We start from the raw sequence: 21,358 nt of genomic DNA, 5'->3' as shown, positions 1-21,358 counted from the left end.
TGCGCCGCGCGCGGTACGGGTGTGTCCGGCCGGGCCGCCCGTGCCGTGGTCGCCGGTGGCGCCCCGCGCCCATGTGTTCTCCGGTGCCGGCCGGGCCGAGGTGGCGGCCGCGCTCGCCGCGGGCCGGGAGTCCGGCACGGGGCCGGCCCGTCTCGTGGTCGTGGTGGACCGGCTCACCGAGTCGCTGCCGGACCGCCTGGCGCTCGCCCGCCGCTGGCTGGCCGACGGCGGCCCGCGCCCCGACCGGATCGCCTACCGGGACGCTCCTTTGGGCGGGGAGACGGCCTTCGTCTTCCCCAGCGGCCGGGCCGCCTACCCGGACTGCGGCGCGGACCTGCGGCTCGCCCTGCCTCCGGCGGGCGGCCGAGCGCGTCCGGACACCCCGTCCGTCCCCGTCGTCGCGCGCATCCGCGCCACCACGGAACTCGCCGCCCTGCACCACGACCTCACCCGCGGACCGCTCGGCGTCCGCCCGGACGCGGCGATCGGGTTCTCCTCCGGGGAGTCGACCGCGCTGCTCGTGCTCGGCGCCTGGTCCGACGCGGCCGGCATGTACGACGCGGTCTCGCGCAGCGAGGTGTTCCGTACGGAGCTGGCCGGGGAGTTCCGCGCGGCACACCGGTTCTGGCGGCGGCACGGGGTCGAGGAGGGGCGGTGGAGCGAGTACCTGGTGTTCGCCGCTCCCGCCGAGGTCCGCGCCGCCCTGGCCGGTGAACCGCTCGCGCACCTCCTCGCGGTGGACACCCCGGACACCTGCGTGATCGGCGGACTCACCGCGGCGTGCCGTCGGGTACTGGCCCGGGTCGGCCCCGGCGTCGCGTCGCCCGACGGCTACTCGATGGTGGCGCACGCCCCGGCGGCGGCCGAGGTCACGGCCGGGTTCCGCGCGCTGCACCTCCGGCCGGTCACTCCGCCGCCGGGCATCCGCTTCTACAGCGCGGCGACGGGTGAGCCGTACCCCGTCGATCCGGACAGCGTCGCGGACGCGCTGGTCACGCAGTTGACGAGCACGCTGGACTACCCGAAGGTCATCGAGCGGGCGTGGGCGGACGGGGTCCGGGTCTTCGTCGAGCACGGGCCCGAGGCGGGGCGTACCCGGTCGGTACGGCGCGTCCTGGCCGGCCGTGACCACCTGGCCGTGGCGCTCGACGCGCCGGGCGGCGGGCTGCGGCAGCTGTGCGACGCGGTGGCCGAGCTGACCGCCGCCGGGGTCTGCGCGGACCCGGCCCCGCTGTTCGACCGGCTCACGGCCGCCGCCCAACTGCCTTCCGCCGCGACGGAGTCGGTCACCGTGGCGGCCCACCCGCCCCCGATCCGCCTCCCCGCGCCGGACGCACCGGAACGGCAGCCCATGCCCCCCGCACCACCTCTGCCGGCACCCCCGCCCCCACCCCCCGTCGCCTCCGCCCCCGTCACCGTCACCGTCCCGCCGGTCCCCGCCCTCCTCGCCGGCCACCACGCCCGCCTCGCCACCGCCCAACAGGACTACCTGCGGCGGCAGGCCGACGCGCACGCCCGGTTCCTGCGCACGCGCCGCCTCGTGGCCGCCTCCCTCACCGCCCTGCCGCGACCGACGGGAACGACACCCCCGCCTCTCCCCCTGCCCCTCCCACTCACCCGTCCCCACCTCGAACACCTCGCCCACGGCCGTGTCTCGGAGGTGTTCGGGCCCGCCTTCCGGGCCCAGGACGGCAGGCGGCGGCAGACCCGGTTGCCGCGTCCGCCCATGCTGCTGGTGGACCGGGTCACCCGGCTCGACGCCGTGCCCGGCTCGATGGGCACCGGTTCGGTGCACACCGAGACCGATGTGACACCGGACGCCTGGTACCTGGACCCGGCCGGCCGGATGCCGGCCGGCCTGTTCATCGAGGCCGGGCAGGCCGACCTGCTCCTGATCAGCTGGCTGGGTGTGGACCTGCTGGACCACGCCGAGGAGCGGGTCTACCGGCTGCTCGGCTGCGAGGTCACCTACCACGGGCCGCCACCCGCCGTCGGGGAGACCCTGCGGTACGAGATCCATGTCGAGGAACATGCCGAGCACGAGGGGGTCCGGCTGTTCTTCTTCCGCAACGACTGCTACGTGGGGGACGAACTGCGCCTGACGGTGCGTGAGGGCCAGGCCGGTTTCTTCACCGACGGGGAGCTGGCCGGGTCGAACGGGGTGCGCTGGACCCCGGGTGCGCCGCCGGAGCGGACCGTCGCGCCCCCGGCCGTCCCCCCGGCCGCCGCCGCCTTCGGTCCCGAGGAGGTGCGCGCCTTCGCGGCGGGCCGGCCGGCGGACTGCTTCGGTCCCGGCTGGGACGTCACCCGTGCCCATGTGCGCACCCCGAGCCCCGGGGAGGGCCGCCTGTGGCTGCTGGACGAGGTGACCTCGCTAGACCCCACGGGAGGTCCCTGGGGCCGCGGGTACCTGTGCGCGGAGACCGAGGTACGGGCCGACGACTGGTTCTTCGAGGGGCACTTCCACGAGGACCCGTGCATGCCGGGCACGCTGATGTTCGAGGGCTGCGTGCAGGCGATGGCGTTCTATCTGGCGGCGCTGGGGTTCACCCTGGACCGGGACGGCTGGCGGTTCGAGCCGGTCACCGGCGAGCCCTGCCGGATGCGCTGCCGCGGCCAGGTCACGCCGCGCAGCCGCCGCGTCCGCTACGAGGTGTTCGTCGGCGGACTGACCGCGGGGCCCCGGCCCGCCCTCCACGCCGACGTGCTGTGCACGGTGGACGGACTGCCCGCGTTCCACGCCGAAGGGGTGGGGCTGCGGCTGGTACCGGACTGGCCGCTGGAGTACTGGCGGTGGCTGCTCCCGCCGGCTGCGGGGACCGGTGCCCGGCCGGTGCCGCTGCCCGCGCTCGCCGGTCTGCGGGACACGGGCCCCGATCCGGCGGCGGCCGTCCTGGACGGGGTGAGCGCGGACTTCCGGCTGATGCTGGCCGCCGCCTGGGGACGGCCCTCCACGGCGTTCGGTGCCCGCGGCCTCCCGTACGACGACGGCAGGCACTGTGCGCGGCTGCCGGGACCGCCGTACCTCTTCGTCACCCGTATCGCCGAGGCGGGTCTCGAACCGGACCGGCCGCTGCCGGGTTCCTGGCTGGTCGCCGAGTACGACGTACCTGAGCAGGTCTGGTACTTCGAGGAGAACGGTGCGCCGGTGATGCCGTTCGCGGTCCTCAGCGAGGTGGTGCTGCAACCGTGCGGGATGGCCGCGAGCCTGCTGGTGCCGAAGCCGGCGGACGCCCCCGAACTGCTCTTCCGCAACCTCCAGGGCACCGGCACCGTGCTGCGGGAGGTCCCGGCCGGCACCCGCGCCCTGCGCACCCGGGTCGAGCTGCGGTCCCTGTCGGAGTTCGACGGTGTCGCTCTCGTCTCCTTCGAGGTGGCCTGCGAGGCGGTCGGCGCCGACGGTGGCCGGGCCCCGGTCATGGAACTGTCCACGGTGTTCGGGTACTTCCCCGTCGCGTCGTTCGCCTCGCAGCCGGGGCTGCCGCCCACCGAGGCCGAGCGGGCCCGGCTGGCCGCGCCGTGCGACCGGACCGTGGAGCTGCGCGGCCGGTCCGCACGGTACGGCTCCGGCGCGCTGCGGCTGCCCGGACCGATGCTGCTCATGCTGGACCGGGTCACCGGGTACTGGCCGCGGGACGGGGCGGCCGGACTGGGAAGGCTGCGCGCCGAACGCCGGGTGGACGCCGGTGACTGGTACTTCCGCGCGCACTTCTTCACCGACCCGGTGCAGCCCGGTTCGCTGGGCCTGGAGGGCGTCGTCCAGCTCCTGCAGTGGTACCTCGTCGAGCGCGACGCCGGGGCGGGGATGGCCGAGCCCCGCTTCGAGTCCGTGTCGGTCGGCCAGGAGGTCCGCTGGCTGTACCGGGGCCAGGTGGTGCCCACCGACCGGCTGGTCACCTTCGAGGCCGAGATCACCGCGTACGGGACCGACGCGCGCGGCCGGTACGTACGGGCCGAGGCGTGGCTGTGGGTCGACGGCCGGCGGGTCTACCACCTGCCGTGCGTCGGGGTGCGGGTGGTCGACGGCGACCCGGCCGTCCGCGAACTCGTGCTGGACCCCGCCGAGGACACCTGGCTGGCGGACCACTGCCCCAACTTCGCGGTACCGGCGGTACCGATGATGACCTCGGTGGACCAGCTCGCCACCGCCGCCGCCCGGTTCACCGGACGGCCGGTCACCGGTCTGCGGGAGGTCCGGCTGCACCGCTGGCTGCCGCTGCCCGGACCGGTCCGGCTGCGGACCGACGCGGAACCGGCGGCGGAGGGCGGGACCGCCGTACGGCTGTCGGTCTGGCGGGAGGCCGGTGCGCTGTCCCGGTACGAGGTGGTCGCGGAGGCCACCGTGGCGACCGGGGCGGCGGGGCCGCCGCCGGAGCCGCTGCCCCCGGTGTCCGACGGCCGGCCGAAGCCGGACCCGTACCGGGTGGCGGAGTTGTTCCACGGTCCGGCGCTGCGGTACCTCACCTCGCTGACGGTGGGACCCACCGGTTCGGGCGCGGTGCTCGACGCCGGGCTGGGCAGCGCGCCGCCCGGTCTGCTCGGGCAGGGACTCCTCGACGGCCTGCTGCACGCCGTGCCGTCGCAGTCGCTGTGGCAGTGGATCCCGGACCTGCCGCGCGACACGGTCGGCTATCCGCACCGGCTGCCGTGGCTGGACCTGTACGAGCCGCTGCCGGCCGAGGGCGAGGTACGGGTCGAGGCGCGGTTCGCCGGTTTCGACCAGGGGCTGCGGGAGCTGCCGGTGATCGACGTGCAGGCGCAGGTCGGGGGCCGGGTCGTGGCGCGGTTCCGGCTGGTGGAGATCCTGGTGCGGCTGCCCGGGATCGAGCGGCTGTCCCTGCCGGACCGGCGGGCGTTCGCGACCGGGGAGCGGTACGTCGCCGGGGCGGGGCTGTCGGCCACCCGGGACGGGGTCACGGTCCTGCCGTTCGAGGTGGTCCGCCGGTTCGACTTCCTGCCCGGCTCCACCGAGCGGATGTACCGGCTGCCGCCCGGCCTGCCGCTGCCCGAGCGGACCGCCCTGGTCGCGGTGCGGGAGCACGTGTCCCGGCTGGCGGAGGTGCATCCCGGCCGGGTCGAGGTGGCGGACGGCCTGGACGCCGCGTGGCCGGCCGGCGCTCCGGGGCGGGTGTGGGCGGTGCAGGTCGAGCGGGGGGCGGAGGCGGTGGTGGTCCGCGATCGCGGTGGTGCCGGGTGAGCGAAGGGGTCGGGAAGGTCCGCGCACCCCTGGCCCGAACGTCTCGTCCCCGTACAATTCGTGGCGTACGGCCGTACGGTCCACGACGGGCCGTCCGGTCCTGCCGAGGAGACCGAGGAGCCCGCTTGCCCGGCCAGCGATCGATCACTGAAGCCGAGAAGCTCGCGGCGGCCAAACTGGGCGGCTTCCCGATCCGCCGCGAGCAGATGGCGACCGTGGCCAACATCTACCGGGCCGCCGCGACGGTGCGGCACCACTTGGAGAACTCCGTGCTGCGCGGCGCGGATCTCACCTGGACGGCGTTCGTCGTGCTCTGGGTGGTCTGGGTCTGGGGCCGGTCGGAGACCCGGCACGTCGCCGAGGAGGCGGGCATCTCCAAGGGGACCCTGACCGGTGTCGCCCGCACCCTGGAGTCGCGCGGTCTGCTGCGGCGGGCGGGGCATCCCGCCGACGGCCGGCTGGTGCTGCTCGAACTCACCGACGAGGGCGAGGAGTTCATGCGGCGCGTGTTCCCGGCCTTCAACGAGGAGGAGGCGTTCGTCACCTCGCGGCTGAGCGACGAGGAGTGCCGCAGCCTCGCCGACGGGCTGCGGCGCGTGGTGCTCCAGGTCGAGGAGCAGGGCGAGGACCGCCGTACGTCGCTGCTGGACGGGGCCCGGCCGACCCCGCGCCGCAGCGGACGCCGCGCCAAGGGCTGACCTGGGCGGCGGCCGGGGTCACAGCTTGATCCAGGTGGTCTTCAGCTCGGTGTACTTCTCCAGGGCGTGCGCGGACTTGTCACGGCCGTTGCCCGACTGCTTCCAGCCGCCGAACGGCACGGTGAGGTCACCCTCCTCGTAGCAGTTGACCCAGACGGTGCCGGCCCTCAGGGCGCGGGCGACGCGGTGGGCGGTGGACAGGTCGGCGGTCCACAGACCCGCGGCGAGGCCGTACTCGGTGGCGTCGGCGAGCCGTACCGCCTCGTCGAGGTCGTCGAAGGTGAGCACGGACAGCACGGGGCCGAAGATCTCCTCGCGGGCCGGCGGGCTGTCCGGCGCGACCCGGTCGAAGACGGTGGGGGCGAGGTAGGTGCCGCCGGTGCCGGTGAGGACGCGGTCGCCGCCGGTGCGCAGCCGGGCGCCGCTGTCGACGGCCGCGCGGACGTGTCCTTCGACGCGTTCGAGGTGGGCGGCTCCGGCCAGCGGGCCCATCTCGGTGGCCGGGTCGAGGGGGTCGCCCACGCGCAGGGCGCGGGCCCGTTCGACGACGGCGGCGGTGACGCGTTCGGCGACGGAGGTGTGCACCAGCAGCCGGGAGGGGGCGGTGCACATCTCGCCCTGGTTGAAGAAGATGCCCCAGGCGGCGGTGGCGGCGGCCTGCTCCAGGTCGGGGGCGTCGGGCAGGACGATGTTCGGGGACTTGCCGCCGAGTTCGAGCCAGACGCGTTTGAGGTTGGAGTCGGCGGCGTAGCGCAGGAAGTGGCGGCCGACGGCGGTGGAGCCGGTGAAGGCCAGGACGTCGACGTCGGGGTGGAGGCCCAGGGCGCGGCCGGTCGCGGGGCCGTCGCCGGCGACGACGTTGAGGACGCCCGGCGGGAGTCCGGCCTCGGTGGCGACGCGGCCGAGAAGCAGCGCCGACAGGGGCGCGCGTTCGGAGGGTTTGAGGACGACCGTGCATCCGGTGGCGAGGGCGGGCGCGATCTTCCAGCCGGCGAGAGTCAGGGGAAAGTTCCACGGTACGACGGCGCCGACGACCCCGGCGGGCTGGCGGGTGACGAGGGCGAGGGTGTCGGGCGCGGTGTGCGGTGCCTCGTCGGTGAGCTTGTCGGCGAGCTGGCCGTACCAGCGGAAGGTGCCGATCAGTGCCCTCAGTTCGATGTCGTGGGCGTCGGTGACGGGTTTGCCCATCTCCAGGCTGACGGTGAGGGCGAGGTCGGAGCGGTACTCCTCGATCAGGTCGGCGACGCGCAGGAGGGCACGGCCGCGGTCGGCCGGTGCGAGCCGGGGCCAGGGCCCGTGGTCGAAGGCACGGCGGGCCGCCGCGACGGCCAGGTCGACCTCGGCCGTGCCGCCGTCCGCGACGTCGGCCAGTGGCCGGCCGTCGCGCGGGGAGACGACGCGGAAGGAGCCGCCGCCGTCGTGCGGGGCGCCGTCGATGACGTGGGCGCCGGGCAGGGCGAGGCTCTTGGCGCGGTGGGTCCAGTCGGCGTGGGTGGCTTTCACCGGGTCTCCCCTCTCGTCGGGGTTCAGCGCCGGGGCGGGCGGACGCCGCGCAGCTCCCAGTCGCCGCCGAGCGCCGTGGAGAGGACCTCCTCGGACTCGGTGGGCTGGGCGCCGACGTCGGTGCGGACGGCGGTGGGTCCGCCGACGATACGGTTGGTGAGCCGGCCCAGTCCCTCGGCCTCGACCTCGACGACGTCACCCGGGCGTACGGGGCGGGAGTTGGCCGGAGTGCCGGAGAGCAGGACGTCACCGGGGTACAGGGTGATGGTGCGGGCGATGTCGGCGACGAGGTAGTGCATGTCCCAGGTCATCTCGTCAGTCGAACCGTCCTGGACGACGCGGCCGTTGACGTAGGTGCGCAGCCGCTTGCCGTGGAAGTCCCAGTCGGTGACCAGGCCGGGGCCGAGCGGGCAGAGGGTGTCGGCGCCCTTGACGCGGAGCATGGAGCCGGCGTCGGTGTCCCGGAAGTCGTGGAGTCCGAAGTCGTCGGCGAGGGTGTATCCGGCGATGTACCGCCCCGCCTCGGCCGGGGAGACGTTCCGCGCGGTCCGTCCGACGACGACGGCGATCTCGCCCTCGTAGTTGAGGTACTTGCAGCCCTCGGGGCGGACGACGGCGCCGTTGTGGGAGTTGAGGGAGGAGGTCGGCTTGTGGAAGTAGGTGGGGGTGGCGGGGAGGCGGGTGCCGAACTCCTCGACGCGGCTGCGGTGGTTGAGGTGGACGGCGATGACCTTGGAGGGGACGACGGGCGGCAGGTGGTGGGCCTCGTCGGCCTTGACGCGGCGGCCGTCGCCGGCGACGAGTCCGTCCCCGTCGGCGGTGACCTGGACGGCGGCGCCGTCGAGGAGGATGCGGCGGTACTCGGGCACGGGCGGCAACCTTTCTAGAAGCCTTTCTCCGGGTCTTTGCGGGAGCCGGTCCAGCCGTCGGCGGGGCGGTCGAACCAGAGGTGGGCCTGGCCGGTGCCGATCGAGTTCTCGTAGGCGCCGTACTGGCGGGCGCGGGCCACGCACGCTTCTTCGCCGAGGGCGCCGGCCAGCATGAGGTAGTGGAAGAACTTGGCCTCGGGCCGGTGCTTCCAGAACGCGTCCATGGTGGCGAGGACCCGGTCGTGGCGGCCCTCCTTGAACCAGGCGATCCGCTCCAGGTCGGCCTCGCGGGCCTCGGCGGTGAAGATGTGCGCCGGGTCGCTGGCCTCGTGGTCGCGCAGTTCGCGCAGGGGCCAGAAGGTGTGGGAGAGGGCGCCGGAGGCGATGAGCAGGACGCGGCGGCCGGGGGTGGCGGCGATGCCGTCGGCGAGGGCGCGGCCGAGGCGGAGGTGGTCCTCCATGTCGCCGGTCTGGCAGACGCCGACGGTCACCCACCGTTTGTCGGGCAGTCCCTCGCCGAGGTATTTCCAGAGGTTGACGGTGGCGTAGTAGATGGGCAGGCAGGCGTCGTCGACGGGGGTGATCCAGGTGCCGTGCCGGTCGGCGAACGAGGCGACGTGCTCGGCGAGTCCGGGGTCGCCGGGGAAGTCGTAGGGCATGCGGCACATGCCGCGCGGCAGTTCCTCGGAGGTGAACAGTCCGGCCCGGCGGTGGTGGGCGGTGACGACGAACTCGACGGTGGTCGCCCAGTGGGAGTCGAGGACGACGACCGTGTCGTAGCCGTCCTGATCGAAGACGTCGGCGCGGAGCTGTTCCAGGCCGGTGACGAGGGTGATCTCCTTGCCCTCGTTCAGCTCCCGGCGTTCGGCCTCGGGGAGCACGATGGTGGGGACGTGGGCGAGCAGGCCCGCCCCGACGATCTCACCCATGGGCGGGCCGTCCCTTCGGTGCGGTGACGGTGTTCCTGGTGGCGGTGCCGGTGTTCTTGGTGACGGTGACGGTGTTCTTGACGTCGCAGTGGAAGTCGAAGCTCCAGGTGCCGCCCTCGCGGCCGATCCCGGACTGCCGGGAGCCGCCGAACGGGGCCCTGAGGTCGCGGACGTAGAAGCAGTTGACCCAGACGGTGCCGGCGACGAGGCGGGCGCTGACGCGGGCGGCGCGCTCCGGGTCGCCGGTGGCGACGGTGGCGGCCAGCCCGAAGCGGGTGTCGTCGGCGAGGCGGACCGCCTCGTCCTCGTCGGTGAAGGTCTGGAGGGTCAGTACCGGTCCGAAGACCTCCTCCCGCACGATCTCCGCGTCCTGGGCGACGTCGGTGAGCAGGGTCGGCGGGTAGTACAGGCCGGTGCCGGGGCCGCCGCCGACGAGGGCGCGGGCCCCGGCGGCGAGCGCCCGCCGTACGAAGCCGTCGATCCTGGCCAGCTGCCGGGGGTGGACGACGGGGCCGACGTCGGTGGTGTCGTCGCGCGGGTCGCCCTGCCGGAGCGCGGCCGCCCGTGCGGTGAGGCGGCGGGTGAACTCCGCCGCGACGCGCTCGTCGACCAGGAGGCGGGTGGCGGCCAGACAGACCTGTCCCGCGTTGTCGTACTGCTCGACGGCGAGGTCGACGGCGAGGTCCAGGTCGGCGTCGGCGAAGACGAGCAGCGGGGACTTGCCGCCGAGTTCGAGGCTGAGCGGGGTCAGGTGCGCGGCGGCCGAGGCGGCGATGTGCCGGCCCGTCGGCACGGAGCCGGTGAAGCTGATGCGGCGGATGTCGGGGTGCGAGGTCAGCGCGTCGCCGATCTCGGAGCCGGGTCCCTGGACGACGTTGAGAACCCCGGCGGGGAGTCCGGCCTCGGCGGCGATGTCGGCGAGCAGCGAGGCGGTGAGCGGGGACCACTCGGAGGGTTTGAGCACGGCGGTGTTGCCGGCCGCCAGCGCGGGGGCGACCTTCCAGGACTCCATCATCAGCGGCGCGTTCCAGGGTGTGATGAGCGCGCTGGGGCCGGCGGGGTCCCAGGAGACGTGGTGGGTGTGCCCGCGGGTCGCGAACTCCTCGTGGTCCAGGGCCAGTGACCGCTCCGCGAAGAAGCGGAAGTTGTGGGCGACGCGGGGCATGACGCCCCGGCGGTGGGAGCGCAGGAGGGCGCCGTTGTCGGCGGTCTCCACGGCGGCGAGTTCCTCCAGGCGCTTGTCGACGCCGTCGGCGATCGCGCGCAGCAGCCGGGCGCGTTCGGCGCGGGGGGTGGCGGCCCAGCCGGGGAAGGCGTCCTTGGCGGCGGCGACGGCGGCGGTGATGTCCTCGGGGGTGCCGCGGGAGATCTCGCCGAGGACGGTGCCGTCGATGGGTGACACGTCGGTGAAGGTGCCGGCGGAGGCGGTGCGTTCGCCGCCGATGAAGTGCCGGGTGTCGACGGCGACCCCGGCGACGGTGGTCCTGTCGGGCATGGCGGGTCTCCTGGGGGTGTCGGAGCGGGGCGGGGCACTGCCCGGCGCCGGCTGTGCCGGATTCACCGGGCAGTTTCACCGGGCGGATTCACCGGGCAGGCCGGCCGTACCGGTCTCCAGGAGCCGTCCGCCGTCCCACACCACGCCCACCTGCCGGTAGTAGGCGGCGATCGGCTCGCGGATCTCCAGCCGGGCCAGTTCCTCGGTGGGCGCCTCGAACAGCTCCAGTTCGGCGTCGCCCGTCCAGGGCTGTCCGCCCTCGAAGGCGGCGGCGCCCGATTCGATCAGCTCGTCCAGGGCGAGTTCCTTGGCGTCCTTCTCGACGGAGGGCAGCAGGCGGTGGTGGGCCATGGGGTGGGCGTTGACGACGCCGTTGGTCGGGGACGGTTCGCGCAGGGTGACGACGGCCTGGGCGAGGCGCCGGTCGGCGGCGGCGAGGGTGGCGCCGAAGCGGGCGCCGGCCGTGATGCGCGGGGCCGGCCCGTAGGGGTGGGGGCGGGTCTGGTGGATCGAGCCGAGCTTCTTCGGGTAGCCCTGGTGCAGTCCCCGGGCGAGCGCGAAGTCCTTGTCGACCCAGATGTAGACGCAGCGGGTGTAGGTGCGTCCCCGGTACCGGCAGCGGACGGCGGCGAACGCCTCCTTGTACTGGGCGCGCACCGGGTCGAGCAGTTCCCGCCCGCCGTCCCCGCAGGACTGCCAGTCGGCCCAGATCAGCGCCACCGCGCCGGGGTCCTCGGCGGCGGGTTCCAGCGGCTCGGGGAGGAGTTCGCGGACGCGGGCGGGGTCGGTGCGGTACTCGACGGTGAGGAGGTCACCGGAGTAGTGCCAGGGCGGGGCGGGGATCAGCGACGCGGCGCCGGTCGCCGTCCTGGGGTGGAAGTACCCGCGGAGACTGGCCACTTGGGCTCCTTACGCGGTGCGGACGGAAGGGTTGCCTACCCGATGGGTGCGGGCTGTTCCAGGAGGGCGGCGCGGTGCCGGGCGGCGGCGGCCGTGGCGGCCCGGCCGCCGAGGCCGACCACGCCGGTCAGCCGGCCGTCCCGGTGGTAGCCGGCCACGACGTCGCCGCCGAGGTTCCCGTCCAGGACGCGGACGTCGTCCCGGCCGAGGGCGGGGGCGCCGAAGGACTGGATGCGGAAGTCGTGCTGGTCGCTCCAGAAGGACGGCAGCGGCGCGAACGGCGCGCGGTCCGGGGCGCGGCCGGTGAGGGTTCCCGCGGCGTGTTTCGCGGTGTCCGCGGGGATGCACCAGTGCTCGACCCGGCGGGGTACGCCGTCGTAGCGGGCGTTGGGGAACCGGGCGACGTCGCCGACGGCGACCACGTCGGGGCGTCCGCCGGCCCGCAGGTGTCCGTCGGTCAGGACGCCGTCGGTGAGGTCGAGGCCGTTGCCGTCCAGCCACTCGGTGTTGGCGACGGAGCCGACCGACTCCACCACCACGTCGGCGGCGAGGACCGTGCCGTCGCCGAGGAGCACGCCGGTGACGCGGCGGTCGCCGGTGAAGGCGGTGACGCCCGTGCCCAGGGCGAAGCGGACGCCGCGCTCGCGGTGCCGCGCGAGCAGGTCCGCCGCGAGCAGGTCACCGAGCGGGCCGGCCATCGGCAGCGGCAGTGGGTCGACGACGGTGACCTCGGCGACGCCGAGCGCGACGGCGGTGGCGGCGACCTCGCAGCCGATGAAACCGGCGCCGGTCACGACCACCCGGGCCCCCGGGCGGGTCAGGGCGGTGCGCAGGCCGCGCGCGTCGGCGAGGGTGCGCAGGGTGTACCGGCCGGTGAGCGGGCCGGGGCAGCGCAGCCGGCGCGGCCGCATCCCGGTGGCGACGACCAGCGCGGCGTACGGGAGGGTCTCGCCGTCGTCAAGGGAGACGGTCCGTCGGTCGAGGTCGGCGGCGGTGACCCGGGTGGCCAGGCGCCAGGTGGCGTCGGCGAGGCTCGGCCGGGGCCGGAAGGCCAGCGACTCGAACGGTGCCCGGCCGGCCAGCGCCTCCTTGGAGAGGGGAGGGCGGTTGTAGGGCATGTGGGGTTCGTCGCCGACGAGGGTGACCGGCCCGTCCCAGCCGGCCGCCCGCAGCTGTTCGGCGGCGCGCAGTCCCGCCAGGGAGGCGCCCGCCACGACCAGGGGCGCGGCCACGGGTCAGTCCTCGATCCGGATGGCCTGGAGCGGGCAGACGTCCGCGGCCTCCTCGACCTCGTCCCGCAGCGCGTCACCGGGGTCGGCGACGAAGGCCAGGTGCCCGGCGTCGTCGAAGCCGAAGACGTCGGGCGCCGCGAAGACGCACTGGCCGTGGTCCTGGCACTTGCTCATGTCGACGACGACCTTCATGGCCGGTCCTCCCACGCTCGGTCGTTTGGCCTCAAACAACTTGGCCCCACTCAACATAGGAAGCGGCGGAGGACCCGTCAACGGGCGCCGGGACAGGTGTGACGGGTGGCGGGGAGAGTGTGTTCAGTGGGTCGCGGTGGCGGGGTCGAACCAAGTGGGCGCGTCGGCGAGCGCCTGCTTGATCCGGGACTGCCCGAACTCCCCGATGTCCGGCAGCGCGTCCACCGCGAACCAGGCGACGTCCAGGGACTCGTCGTCGTTGACCCGGGCCTCGCCGCCCAGGGCGCGGCAACGGAAGGTGATGTCCATGTACTGGCAGACGTCGCCGTTCTCGTACGTCACCGGGTTCAGGGCCTGCACCAGGACCACCCGCTCGACGGCGCAGCGCACGGCGGTCTCCTCCTCCACCTCGCGCACCGCGCAGGCCGCGGGCTGCTCCCCCGGCTCCGGGATGCCGCCGATCAGTGACCAGCGGCGGGTGTCGGACCGCCGGTTGAGGAGAATCCGCCCGTCGTCGTCGAAGACGAGGGCGGTGACGCCGGGGAGCCACAGCAGCTGGTGTCCGGCGGAGGCGCGCAGCGTACGGATGAAGTCGGGAGTAGCCATGCGCCCGACCCTAACGGGGCGGCAGGGCGCCCGACGGCGGGTACGCCGGGCGTGCGCCCGGCGTACGGTCACACGTCCCCGGCGCGTCGCCCGCGCACACCGGCGGCGACGGCCCAGCCCAGGCCACCGGCGGCGACCAGGACGAGGACGATCTCCGGCAGTACGCCGAGCCGGGTGGCGGGGGTCTCGGAGGAGCGCAGCGGCACCTCCTGGACCAGGGAGCCGGCGACGAACATGCCCGTCTTCTGGGTGATCGTGCCGTCCGGCATGATGATCGCGCTGACGCCGCTGGTCACCGGGACGGTCACGGTGCGGCTGTGCTCGACGGCGCGGACCCGGGACATGGCGAGCTGCTGGTAGGTCATCTCGCTGCGGTCGAAGGTGGCGTTGTTGCTCGGTACGGAGATCAGCTGGGCGCCGTCGGTGACCTCGCTGCGCACGGCCCAGTCGAAGGCGGCCTCGTAGCAGGTGACGAGTCCGACCTCGGCGCCGTCCATGGTGAAGACGCCGGGTTCGCTGCCGCGGCTGAAGTCCTGGCTGACCATGGACGTCCAGTCGCTGTTGATCGCGCCGATCAGGGAGCGCAGCGGCAGGTACTCGCCGAACGGCTGGATCTGCCGCTTGTCGTAGGTGTCGCCGGGGCCCTTGTCCGGGTCCCAGAGGATCTGTTCGTTGTAGAGCTTGCCGTCGCGCTTGACGACGCCGCCGACCGAGATGGGCGCCTTGATCGCCTTGGCCGCCGCGTCGATGACCGCGTAGGCGTCGGCGTTGGCGAAGGGGTCGATGTCGGAGGAGTTCTCCGGCCACAGCACGAGGTCGGGCTGCGCGACCTCGCCCGCCGCGACCCGGGCGGCCAGGCGCTCGGTCTCCTTGGCGTGGTGGTCGAGCACCGCGCGGCGCTGGGCGTTGAAGGCGAGCCCCGCGCGGGGGACGTTCCCCTGGATGACGGCGACGGTCCGGGTGCCGTCCTCCGCGGCGTCGCTGACCAGCGGACGGGCGGCCAGGGCGCCCGCGACGGGCACGGCCACGCTCAGCAGCGCCGCGGCGGCGGCCCCCTTCCGCACGGTGCGGGTACGGCGGCCGGTCACGGCGAGGCGCACCGCCTCGTACAGGCCGAAGCCGCACAGGACGACGGCGAAGCCGAGCACCGGGGTGCCGCCGACGGCGGCCAGCGGCAGGAAGACGCCGTCGGCCTGGCCGAAGGCGACCTTGCCCCAGGGGAACCCCTCGAACGGCACGCGCGCGCGTGCCGCCTCGCCGGCGGTCCACAGCGCCGCCGCCCACACCGGCCCGGCCGGGAGTTTCGAGACGGCCGCGACGCCCGCGCCGACCAGGGCGACGAAGAGCGCCTCGATCGCGGCCAGCGCCAGCCAGGGTCCCGGGCCGACCTCGACGCCCGTCCAGACCAGCAGCGGCAGCAGGAAGCCGAGGCCGAAGAGGTAGCCGAGGCCGAGGCCCGCCTTCCAGCCGCGCCCGCGCAGCACCGCGCCGAGGACGGCGAAGGCCGGGAGGGCCAGCCACCACAGGGTGCGGGGCGGGAAGCTGACGTAGAGCAGGACTCCGGCGAGGGCGGCTGCGGCGGCCGGAACGAGGCGGCGGCCGATCCGCGCGGCGCGCGAGGCGGACGGCCCGGTCCCCGGGTCCAGCCGGTCCGGCCCGCCGACGGATGGTGCGGTGACGGTCACCCCGGGAGTCTACGGCGGGTCCCTACGGGGCGGACAGCGCGGTCGGCCGGGGTCCGCGGGGCGGCGGGGGCCTCGGGGTGCGGTGCCCCGGACAGCTCCGGCGGGCGGCGCAGGGAGCCTCAGTGGGCGCGGCCAGGGACTCCGGCGGGCGACGCGGGAGGTCTCGGCGGACGCAACCGCGGGCTCCGGCGGGCGGCACGCGAGACCTCAGCAGGCGCGACCGGAAGGTCCGGCGGGCGGCGCGGGAGACCTCAGTGGGCGGTGCCGGGGGCCTTGGGACGGAGCCGGTCCTTGATCACGCGTACGGCCATCTCGGCGTCGTCGACGGTGACGGTGAAGGTGTGGCCGTCCCACAGGCGCAGGACGAGCCCCTCACCGCGCCGGACGACGACGGCCGTGCCCTTCTCGGGGCGCCAGCGGTAGCCCCAGCCGCCCCAGTGCCGGGGGGTGACGACGGAGACGAACTCGGCGCCGGCCACGTGCGACAGCGGGATGCGGCGGCGGGGGACGCCGATGTGCCCGCAGCGGACCTCCAGGCACTCGGCGTCGACCTTCAGGGCGACGTGCACGAAGGCCAGGGTGCCGAAGAGGACCAGCAGACCGGCCGCGATGCAGCCGACGACCGCCATGGCCAGCGCGGCGATGCCGGACTCCCAGGCCGAGTCGACGGCCAGTTCGATACCGAGTGCCATGCAGGCGAAGCCGATCAGCGCCAGCAGCCACTGGACCCGGTTGGTGGCGCGACCGGTCCAGACGTCGGAGTGCGGCACGTGCCCGCCGTCGGGGTGCTCCCTCATGGCCATGAGGTTACCGACGAACGCCGTTCTTGTACCGCTCCGCGGAAGACGGCTGGGCCGAGTGGGCCCCCGGGGCCGGGCGGGCCGGCCCGTTCCCCTGGTTACCGCGCGGCCGCCGCCGTCCGCAGCAGGCGGCCCTCGGCGTAGGCCAGCGCCGCCTCGGGCAGCGCGCCCTCGCGGCCGCTGAGGAGCACCGTGAGGCCCCCGTCGACGGGGGCGCCGGGGGCGCCGGGAGCGGGGGCGGTGTCGAGGCGGCGCAGCGCCTGGGCGGCGACGGCCCCCGCGGAGCCGTGCAGGACGACCGGCGGGCCGCCGGGCCGCCGCACGGCGGCCCTGATCCGCTCGGCGACCAGCTCGTAGTGGGTGCAGCCCAGGACGACGGCGGTGACGTCCGCCGGGGTCAGCGCGGCCGCCGCGGCGACGGCGGCGTCGATCGCCGCCTCGTCCGCGTGTTCGACGGCCTCGGCGAGCCCGTGGCACGGGACCTCGGTGACCGGCACGCCGCCGGCGAAGTCCTTGATCAGCCCGCGCTGGTAGGCGCTGCCGGTGGTGGCGGGCGTCGCCCAGATGGCCAGGGGTCCGCCGCCGGCCGCGGCCGGCTTGATCGCGGGGACGGTGCCGATGACGGGCAGCGCGGGCTCGTGCCGGGCGCGCAGCGCGGGCAGCGCGTGCACGGTCGCGGTGTTGCAGCCGACGATCAGCGCGTCCGGACGGTGGACGGCGGCGGCCTCGGCGACGGCGAGCGCGCGGCCGGTCAGGTCCTCGGGCGTACGCGGGCCCCACGGCATGCCGTCGGGGTCGAGGGAGAGGATGAGCTCGGCGTCCGGCCGCAGGCGCCGTACCGCGGCGGTGGCCGCCAGCAGACCGATTCCGGAGTCCATGAGCGCGATCTTCACCCGGCCACGATAGACGATGGGCCGCTCGGAGCGGCTCGGGTGGGGCAGACTGCGCACGTGAACGCCGTTGTGTGGGTCGCCGCCGTCTCACTGGCCGCCTGGCTGTGGCTGCTGCTCTGCCAGGGTTTCTTCTGGCGCACCGACGTGCGGCTGCCGCCGCGCCGGGAGCCCGCCGCGTGGCCGTCCGTGTGCGTCGTCGTCCCGGCCCGGGACGAGGCGGCGGTGCTGCCCGACAGCCTGCCGACGCTGCTGGCCCAGGACTATCCGGGGCGGGCCGAGATCTTCCTCGTCGACGACGGCAGCTCGGACGGGACCGGTGACCTGGCGCGGGCGCTGGCCCGGCACCACCAGGACGCGCTGCCGCTGACCGTCGCCTCGCCCGGTGAGCCGCCCGCGGGGTGGACCGGCAAGCTCTGGGCGGTACGCCACGGCATCGCGCTGGCACGCGCGCGTGAGCCCGAGTACCTGCTGCTGACGGACGCCGACATCGCGCACGCCCCGGACAGCCTGCGCCACCTGGTGGCCGCGGCGCGCACCGGGGAGTACGACGCCGTGTCCCTGATGGCGCGGCTGCGGGTGGCGAGCGGCTGGGAGCGGCTCGTGGTGCCGGCGTTCGTCTATTTCTTCGCGCAGCTGTACCCGTTCCGACGGATCGGCCGGAGGGGCGCGCGGACCGCGGCGGCGGCGGGCGGCTGCGTCCTGCTGCGCGCCGACACCGCCGAACGCGTCCGGGTCCCCGACGCCTACCGGCACGCCGTGATCGACGACGTGGCGCTCGCCCGGACGGTGAAGGGCGGCGGCGGCCGTGTCTGGCTGGGGCTGGCGGACCGGGTGGACAGCGTGCGGCCCTATCCGCGCCTCGGTGACCTGTGGCGGATGGTGTCCCGCAGCGCCTACGCCCAGTTGCGCCACAACCCGCTGGTGCTGCTGGGCACGGTCGCCGGTCTGGCGCTGGTGTACCTGGTGCCGCCCGTCGCGCTGGTCGTGGGCGCGGTCACGGGGAACGCCGCGGGCGCGGTCCTCGGCGGTCTGGCGTGGCTGGTGATGACGGGGACGTACCTGCCGATGCTGCGCTACTACGGGCAGCCGCCGTGGCTCGCCCTGTCGCTGCCGTTCACGGCGTCGCTGTACCTGCTGATGACGGTGGACTCGGCCGTACAGCACTACCGGGGGCGGGGCGCCGCGTGGAAGGGCCGGACCTACGCCCGTCCGGGCGCCGTGGCCGACGAGGGCTGAGACGGGCCGGCCGCCCCCGCCGACGGGGGCTGGTCACTTGCGGCCGGGGGTCCAGTTCATGCCCCAGCCGTAGACGCGGTCGACGGTCCGCTGGGGGCTGACGCCGCGGTCGGGGACCAGGTAGCGGGCCTCGCGCCGGACCACGAGGTCGTCCCCGGTGCGGGTGAGCAGGGCGAGCGCGCAGACCGTCGAGGGGACCGTGCACTCGTCGAGCGAGAAGTCGATCGGGGCGCCGTGCTGCGGCTGGAGGGTGACGGTGGCGTGCAGGTCGGCGAAGGACCGGGCGCCCTGGTAGATGGTGACGAAGACGAGGACGCGCCGGAAGCGGTCCTTGTGGTCGAGGTTGACGGTGAGGTTCTCGCCGCTCGCCACGGCGCCGGTGCGGTCGTCGCCGTCGAGGTGGATGTACGGCGGGCGGTCCAGGGCGCCGAACGCGTTGCCCAGGGACTGTACGACGCCCTTGCTGCCGTCGGTGAGTTCGTACAGGGCGCACAGGTCGAGATCGAGGTCGTCGTGGAGGGCGATGGAGCGGCTCAGCTTCCGCGCCCAGCCCGAGAACTGCTTGCGCGTCTCCCAGTTGAGGTTGACGCGCAGGGCGCCGGAGGTGCCGCCCTGCTTGGTGAGCGAGACGGAGGGGGCCGCCTTGGTGAGGGTGACCTTCGACAGACGGACGGGCTGGACCGGCGGTGCCTGCGGGGCTGTGGGGGCCTGTTGCGGCGCCGGTGTCTGCTGCGGTGCCGGGGCATGTTGTGCTGCCGGTGTCTGCTGCGGTGCCGGTGCCTGCCGCTGTGCCGTGGCGTGCTGCGGTTCGTCGACCGTGATGCCATAGTCCGTGGCCAGGCCCTCAAGGCCGCTGTCGTACCCCTGGCCGACGGCGCGGAACTTCCAGGCGCCCTGCCGCCGGTAGAACTCGCCCAGCACGAAGGCGGTTTCGACGGTGGCGCCCGGGTTGTCGAAGCGGGCGACCACACTCCCCCGCTCGTCCCGGACCTCCAGGTACAGCCCCGGGATCCGGCCGAACGTCCCGCCGTCCGCGGAGGCGGCGAGGACGACGGTCTCGATGCCGGGCTCCACGCGCGCGAGGTCGACGAGAAGGGTGTCGGTCACCCGGCCGCCCTCGTCGCGTTTGCCGTCGTGACGGACCGCGCCGGAGGCGTGCTCGGGCTGGTTGTAGAAGACGAAGTCCGCGTCGGAGCGGACCTTCCCGTCCACCAGGAGCAGCGCGGAGGCGTCCGCGTCGGGCACCCCCGGGCCGGAGTCCCGGCCCATCTCGACCCGCAGCGCCGCCGTCGGCACGACGGTGTTCGATCCCTTGGCCATGGGCATGTCCGGTCCCCTTCGCGGTCAGCTCGCCGGGGCGCGTTCCTTGCGGTCCCGCAGTCCGTCCATTCTGCCGCGCGAGCCGCGATTCCCCGCATTCCCCACCCGGCCAACTCCCCTCGGCGCGCCGTGGAACCGGTCGGCGACGGGCCCGTAACGTGGGCGCAAGTCGTCCTTTATCAGAAGATCACGTTCCGGGCATGCCCTTTTTCATCAAGTTCGCTCACATTGGGGACTCCAGGTCACACCGGGCGCGGAAAACAACCCTCTTATCGGTCTCCCCAACCAGCACATCGTGGGCTTAACTTATGTGCCATGACCTCCCCCCGCTCCACTTATGGCGGCGGCTACTACTCCGCCTCCTTCCCGGACACCCCGATCTACGACTCGCTCGTCGCCGAGCGGGGCACCCCGCAGATCGCCCCGATCCGGGTCCCCGCCGCGTACGACGCGCCGGGCAGCCACCTCCCCGCGCTACCGTCGGCCCTTCCCGCCCTGCCGGCGGCCCCCGCACAGCCCGCCTACGGCTACCCGCAGCAGCAGGCGCCGCAGCCCGCGCCGCTGCAGCAGGCGCCCGCCGCGTACATCCCGCAGCAGATGACCGCCCCACGTGGTTATCCCGCGCCCCAGCAGCCGCAGCAGCCCCGCCCGGCGGCGCCCGCGCCCACCGGCTACGAGGCGATGCGCCCCGCGGCGCCCCGGCCCGCCCCGGCTCCGTACCAGGACCCGTACGGCGGTCAGCAGTACCGCGGTTACTAGCCGCACCGAGGAGCGCGGTCACCGGCCGCGCCGCCGTCCCGTGACGGTCCGGGGCCACCGGCGCCACTCGGCACGATGGCCCCACGGGGAACGCTCGGCCGCGGTCGGTCCACCCGCGCCCGGCGCGCGGCCGTTCACGGTGCGGGTGCCCGACCGTGGGGAGACGGTCATGGGGGGGATGTTCCGCGACTGGTGCGCCTCGACGCCCTCGCCTCCGCACCGGAGCGCGGGTGGTTTCCGCGGGAACCCCCCGGCGGGTACCGGGCGTTGGACCGCGTGAGAAGTTCATGAGAGATCCCGGCGGCGCCGCCGGCGGCGGCCGTTCGAGGTGATCTCGCTCTCTCTTCGCCGGCTTCGCTCATGAACTGCTCGGTCCGGGGTTATTCACGGAGCGGGAAGGGGGTGCGGACCGTGCGAGCGATCCGGGGACTCTGGCGCTGGCGGCACAATCCGCTGCGACGCACGACCGACCTGGCCGAGGCGTGGGTGGCGCTGGTCGCCCTGCTGCTGATCGTGTGCGTCGCGCCCGTGGTGGGCGTGGTGGCGGGGGCCGCCGCCGAGGACGCCCTGCAACGGTCGGTCCACGACCAGCGGGAGGCGCGGCACCGGGTGACGGCGACCGTCGTCCGCGAGCTGGACCGCTCCGCGCCGGCGGTCGACCCGGAGGCGGCCTCGGCGGGCGACCTGCGCAGCCGTGTCCTCGCCGAGTGGACGGCCCCCGACGGCTCCGCCCGGCACGGCCCCGTCCTCGCGGGCCTCGACACCCCGCGCCCCGGCGACCGGTTCGGGATGTGGACCGACGACCACGGCCGTACGGTGGGCCGCCCGCTGGACGCCGCCACCGCCGCGACGCACGCCGTCCTCGCCGGCATCGGCGCCGGCCTGCTGACCGCCGCCCTCGCCGAGGGGGCCAGGCGGGTGGTCGTATGGCGCCTGGTCCGCCGCCGGTACGCCCTGCTGGACCAGGCGTGGGACCGCACCGGCCCGGACTGGGGCAGGACCGGCACCGGCAGCTGACCGGCTTCCCGCCTCCGGTCAACCCAC

Annotated in this window: 17 protein-coding genes; 5 read left to right on the top strand and 12 right to left on the bottom strand. The window is 74.8% G+C overall.

Going from position 1 to position 21,358, the window contains the following annotated elements; genetic code table 11:
• The first annotated feature begins 55 nt into the window (after positions 1 to 55).
• Together UW392_RS03275 and UW392_RS03270 are read left to right on the top strand one after the other, a co-directional pair.
• The gene (locus UW392_RS03275) at positions 56 to 5,197 is read left to right on the top strand and encodes a hypothetical protein (RefSeq protein ID WP_320773308.1); all 5,142 of its coding nucleotides are present in this window, start codon (positions 56 to 58) and stop codon (positions 5,195 to 5,197) included.
• A gap of 125 nt (positions 5,198 to 5,322) precedes the next feature.
• Positions 5,323 to 5,895, top strand: a complete 573-nt coding sequence (locus UW392_RS03270) for a MarR family winged helix-turn-helix transcriptional regulator (RefSeq protein ID WP_320773307.1) — start codon at positions 5,323 to 5,325, stop codon at positions 5,893 to 5,895.
• An 18-nt stretch (positions 5,896 to 5,913) separates the two neighbouring features.
• Here the strand turns inward: UW392_RS03270 and UW392_RS03265 are convergent, their stop codons facing one another.
• The 11 genes from UW392_RS03265 to UW392_RS03215 form a co-directional block, all read right to left on the bottom strand.
• Positions 5,914 to 7,398 carry an aldehyde dehydrogenase gene (locus tag UW392_RS03265; protein ID WP_320773306.1) on the bottom strand — a complete coding sequence of 495 codons (1,485 nt, stop codon included), beginning with the start codon at positions 7,396 to 7,398 and terminating at the stop codon, positions 5,914 to 5,916.
• A gap of 23 nt (positions 7,399 to 7,421) precedes the next feature.
• Positions 7,422 to 8,267 carry a fumarylacetoacetate hydrolase family protein gene (locus tag UW392_RS03260; protein WP_320773305.1) on the bottom strand — a complete coding sequence of 282 codons (846 nt, stop codon included), beginning with the start codon at positions 8,265 to 8,267 and terminating at the stop codon, positions 7,422 to 7,424.
• Positions 8,268 to 8,281: 14 nt separating this feature from the next.
• A complete protein-coding gene (locus UW392_RS03255) occupies positions 8,282 to 9,196 on the bottom strand; it encodes a 3,4-dihydroxyphenylacetate 2,3-dioxygenase (protein WP_320773304.1) in 915 nt (304 codons plus the stop codon).
• Positions 9,189 to 10,691 (bottom strand): aldehyde dehydrogenase, encoded by a 1,503-nt coding sequence (locus UW392_RS03250; protein WP_320773303.1) that lies wholly within the window; start codon positions 10,689 to 10,691, stop codon positions 9,189 to 9,191. The genes UW392_RS03255 and UW392_RS03250 overlap by 8 nt, the downstream gene beginning before the upstream one ends.
• A gap of 75 nt (positions 10,692 to 10,766) precedes the next feature.
• Positions 10,767 to 11,591, bottom strand: coding sequence for an acetoacetate decarboxylase family protein (locus tag UW392_RS03245; RefSeq protein ID WP_320773302.1), 825 nt, complete (start codon positions 11,589 to 11,591; stop codon positions 10,767 to 10,769).
• A gap of 35 nt (positions 11,592 to 11,626) precedes the next feature.
• Positions 11,627 to 12,823, bottom strand: coding sequence for an NAD(P)/FAD-dependent oxidoreductase (locus UW392_RS03240; protein ID WP_320773301.1), 1,197 nt, complete (start codon positions 12,821 to 12,823; stop codon positions 11,627 to 11,629).
• Between the two features lie 3 nt (positions 12,824 to 12,826).
• On the bottom strand, positions 12,827 to 13,015 hold the full coding sequence (locus UW392_RS03235; protein WP_320773300.1) for a ferredoxin: 189 nt from the start codon (positions 13,013 to 13,015) through the stop codon (positions 12,827 to 12,829).
• Positions 13,016 to 13,138: 123 nt separating this feature from the next.
• Positions 13,139 to 13,621 carry an NUDIX domain-containing protein gene (locus UW392_RS03230; RefSeq protein WP_320773299.1) on the bottom strand — a complete coding sequence of 161 codons (483 nt, stop codon included), beginning with the start codon at positions 13,619 to 13,621 and terminating at the stop codon, positions 13,139 to 13,141.
• A 68-nt stretch (positions 13,622 to 13,689) separates the two neighbouring features.
• Entirely contained in the window at positions 13,690 to 15,306 is a 1,617-nt protein-coding gene (gene lnt / locus UW392_RS03225) for an apolipoprotein N-acyltransferase (RefSeq protein ID WP_320773298.1), read from the bottom strand.
• Between the two features lie 251 nt (positions 15,307 to 15,557).
• Positions 15,558 to 16,103: a hypothetical protein gene (locus UW392_RS03220; protein WP_320773297.1), complete on the bottom strand. Its 546-nt coding sequence runs from the start codon at positions 16,101 to 16,103 to the stop codon at positions 15,558 to 15,560.
• A gap of 101 nt (positions 16,104 to 16,204) precedes the next feature.
• Positions 16,205 to 16,999 carry a glutamate racemase gene (locus tag UW392_RS03215; RefSeq protein ID WP_320773296.1) on the bottom strand — a complete coding sequence of 265 codons (795 nt, stop codon included), beginning with the start codon at positions 16,997 to 16,999 and terminating at the stop codon, positions 16,205 to 16,207.
• Positions 17,000 to 17,038: 39 nt separating this feature from the next.
• Here UW392_RS03215 and UW392_RS03210 point away from each other — a divergent pair, with 39 nt between their 5' ends.
• Positions 17,039 to 18,235 carry a glycosyltransferase gene (locus UW392_RS03210; protein WP_320773295.1) on the top strand — a complete coding sequence of 399 codons (1,197 nt, stop codon included), beginning with the start codon at positions 17,039 to 17,041 and terminating at the stop codon, positions 18,233 to 18,235.
• Positions 18,236 to 18,268: 33 nt separating this feature from the next.
• Here the strand turns inward: UW392_RS03210 and UW392_RS03205 are convergent, their stop codons facing one another.
• Entirely contained in the window at positions 18,269 to 19,555 is a 1,287-nt protein-coding gene (locus UW392_RS03205; protein ID WP_320773311.1) for a TerD family protein, read from the bottom strand.
• A gap of 315 nt (positions 19,556 to 19,870) precedes the next feature.
• Between UW392_RS03205 and UW392_RS03200 the strand changes: the two genes are divergently transcribed.
• Together UW392_RS03200 and UW392_RS03195 are read left to right on the top strand one after the other, a co-directional pair.
• A complete protein-coding gene (locus UW392_RS03200) occupies positions 19,871 to 20,314 on the top strand; it encodes a DUF6643 family protein (protein WP_320773294.1) in 444 nt (147 codons plus the stop codon).
• Positions 20,315 to 20,725: 411 nt separating this feature from the next.
• Positions 20,726 to 21,331 carry a hypothetical protein gene (locus UW392_RS03195; protein WP_320773293.1) on the top strand — a complete coding sequence of 202 codons (606 nt, stop codon included), beginning with the start codon at positions 20,726 to 20,728 and terminating at the stop codon, positions 21,329 to 21,331.
• Positions 21,332 to 21,358 lie beyond the last annotated feature (27 nt).

It is taken from the genome of Streptomyces sp. CRN 30, assembly GCF_034105845.1.
The sequence above is the reverse complement of the archived record's forward strand: the minus strand, read 5'-3'. Positions and strand labels throughout refer to the sequence as shown.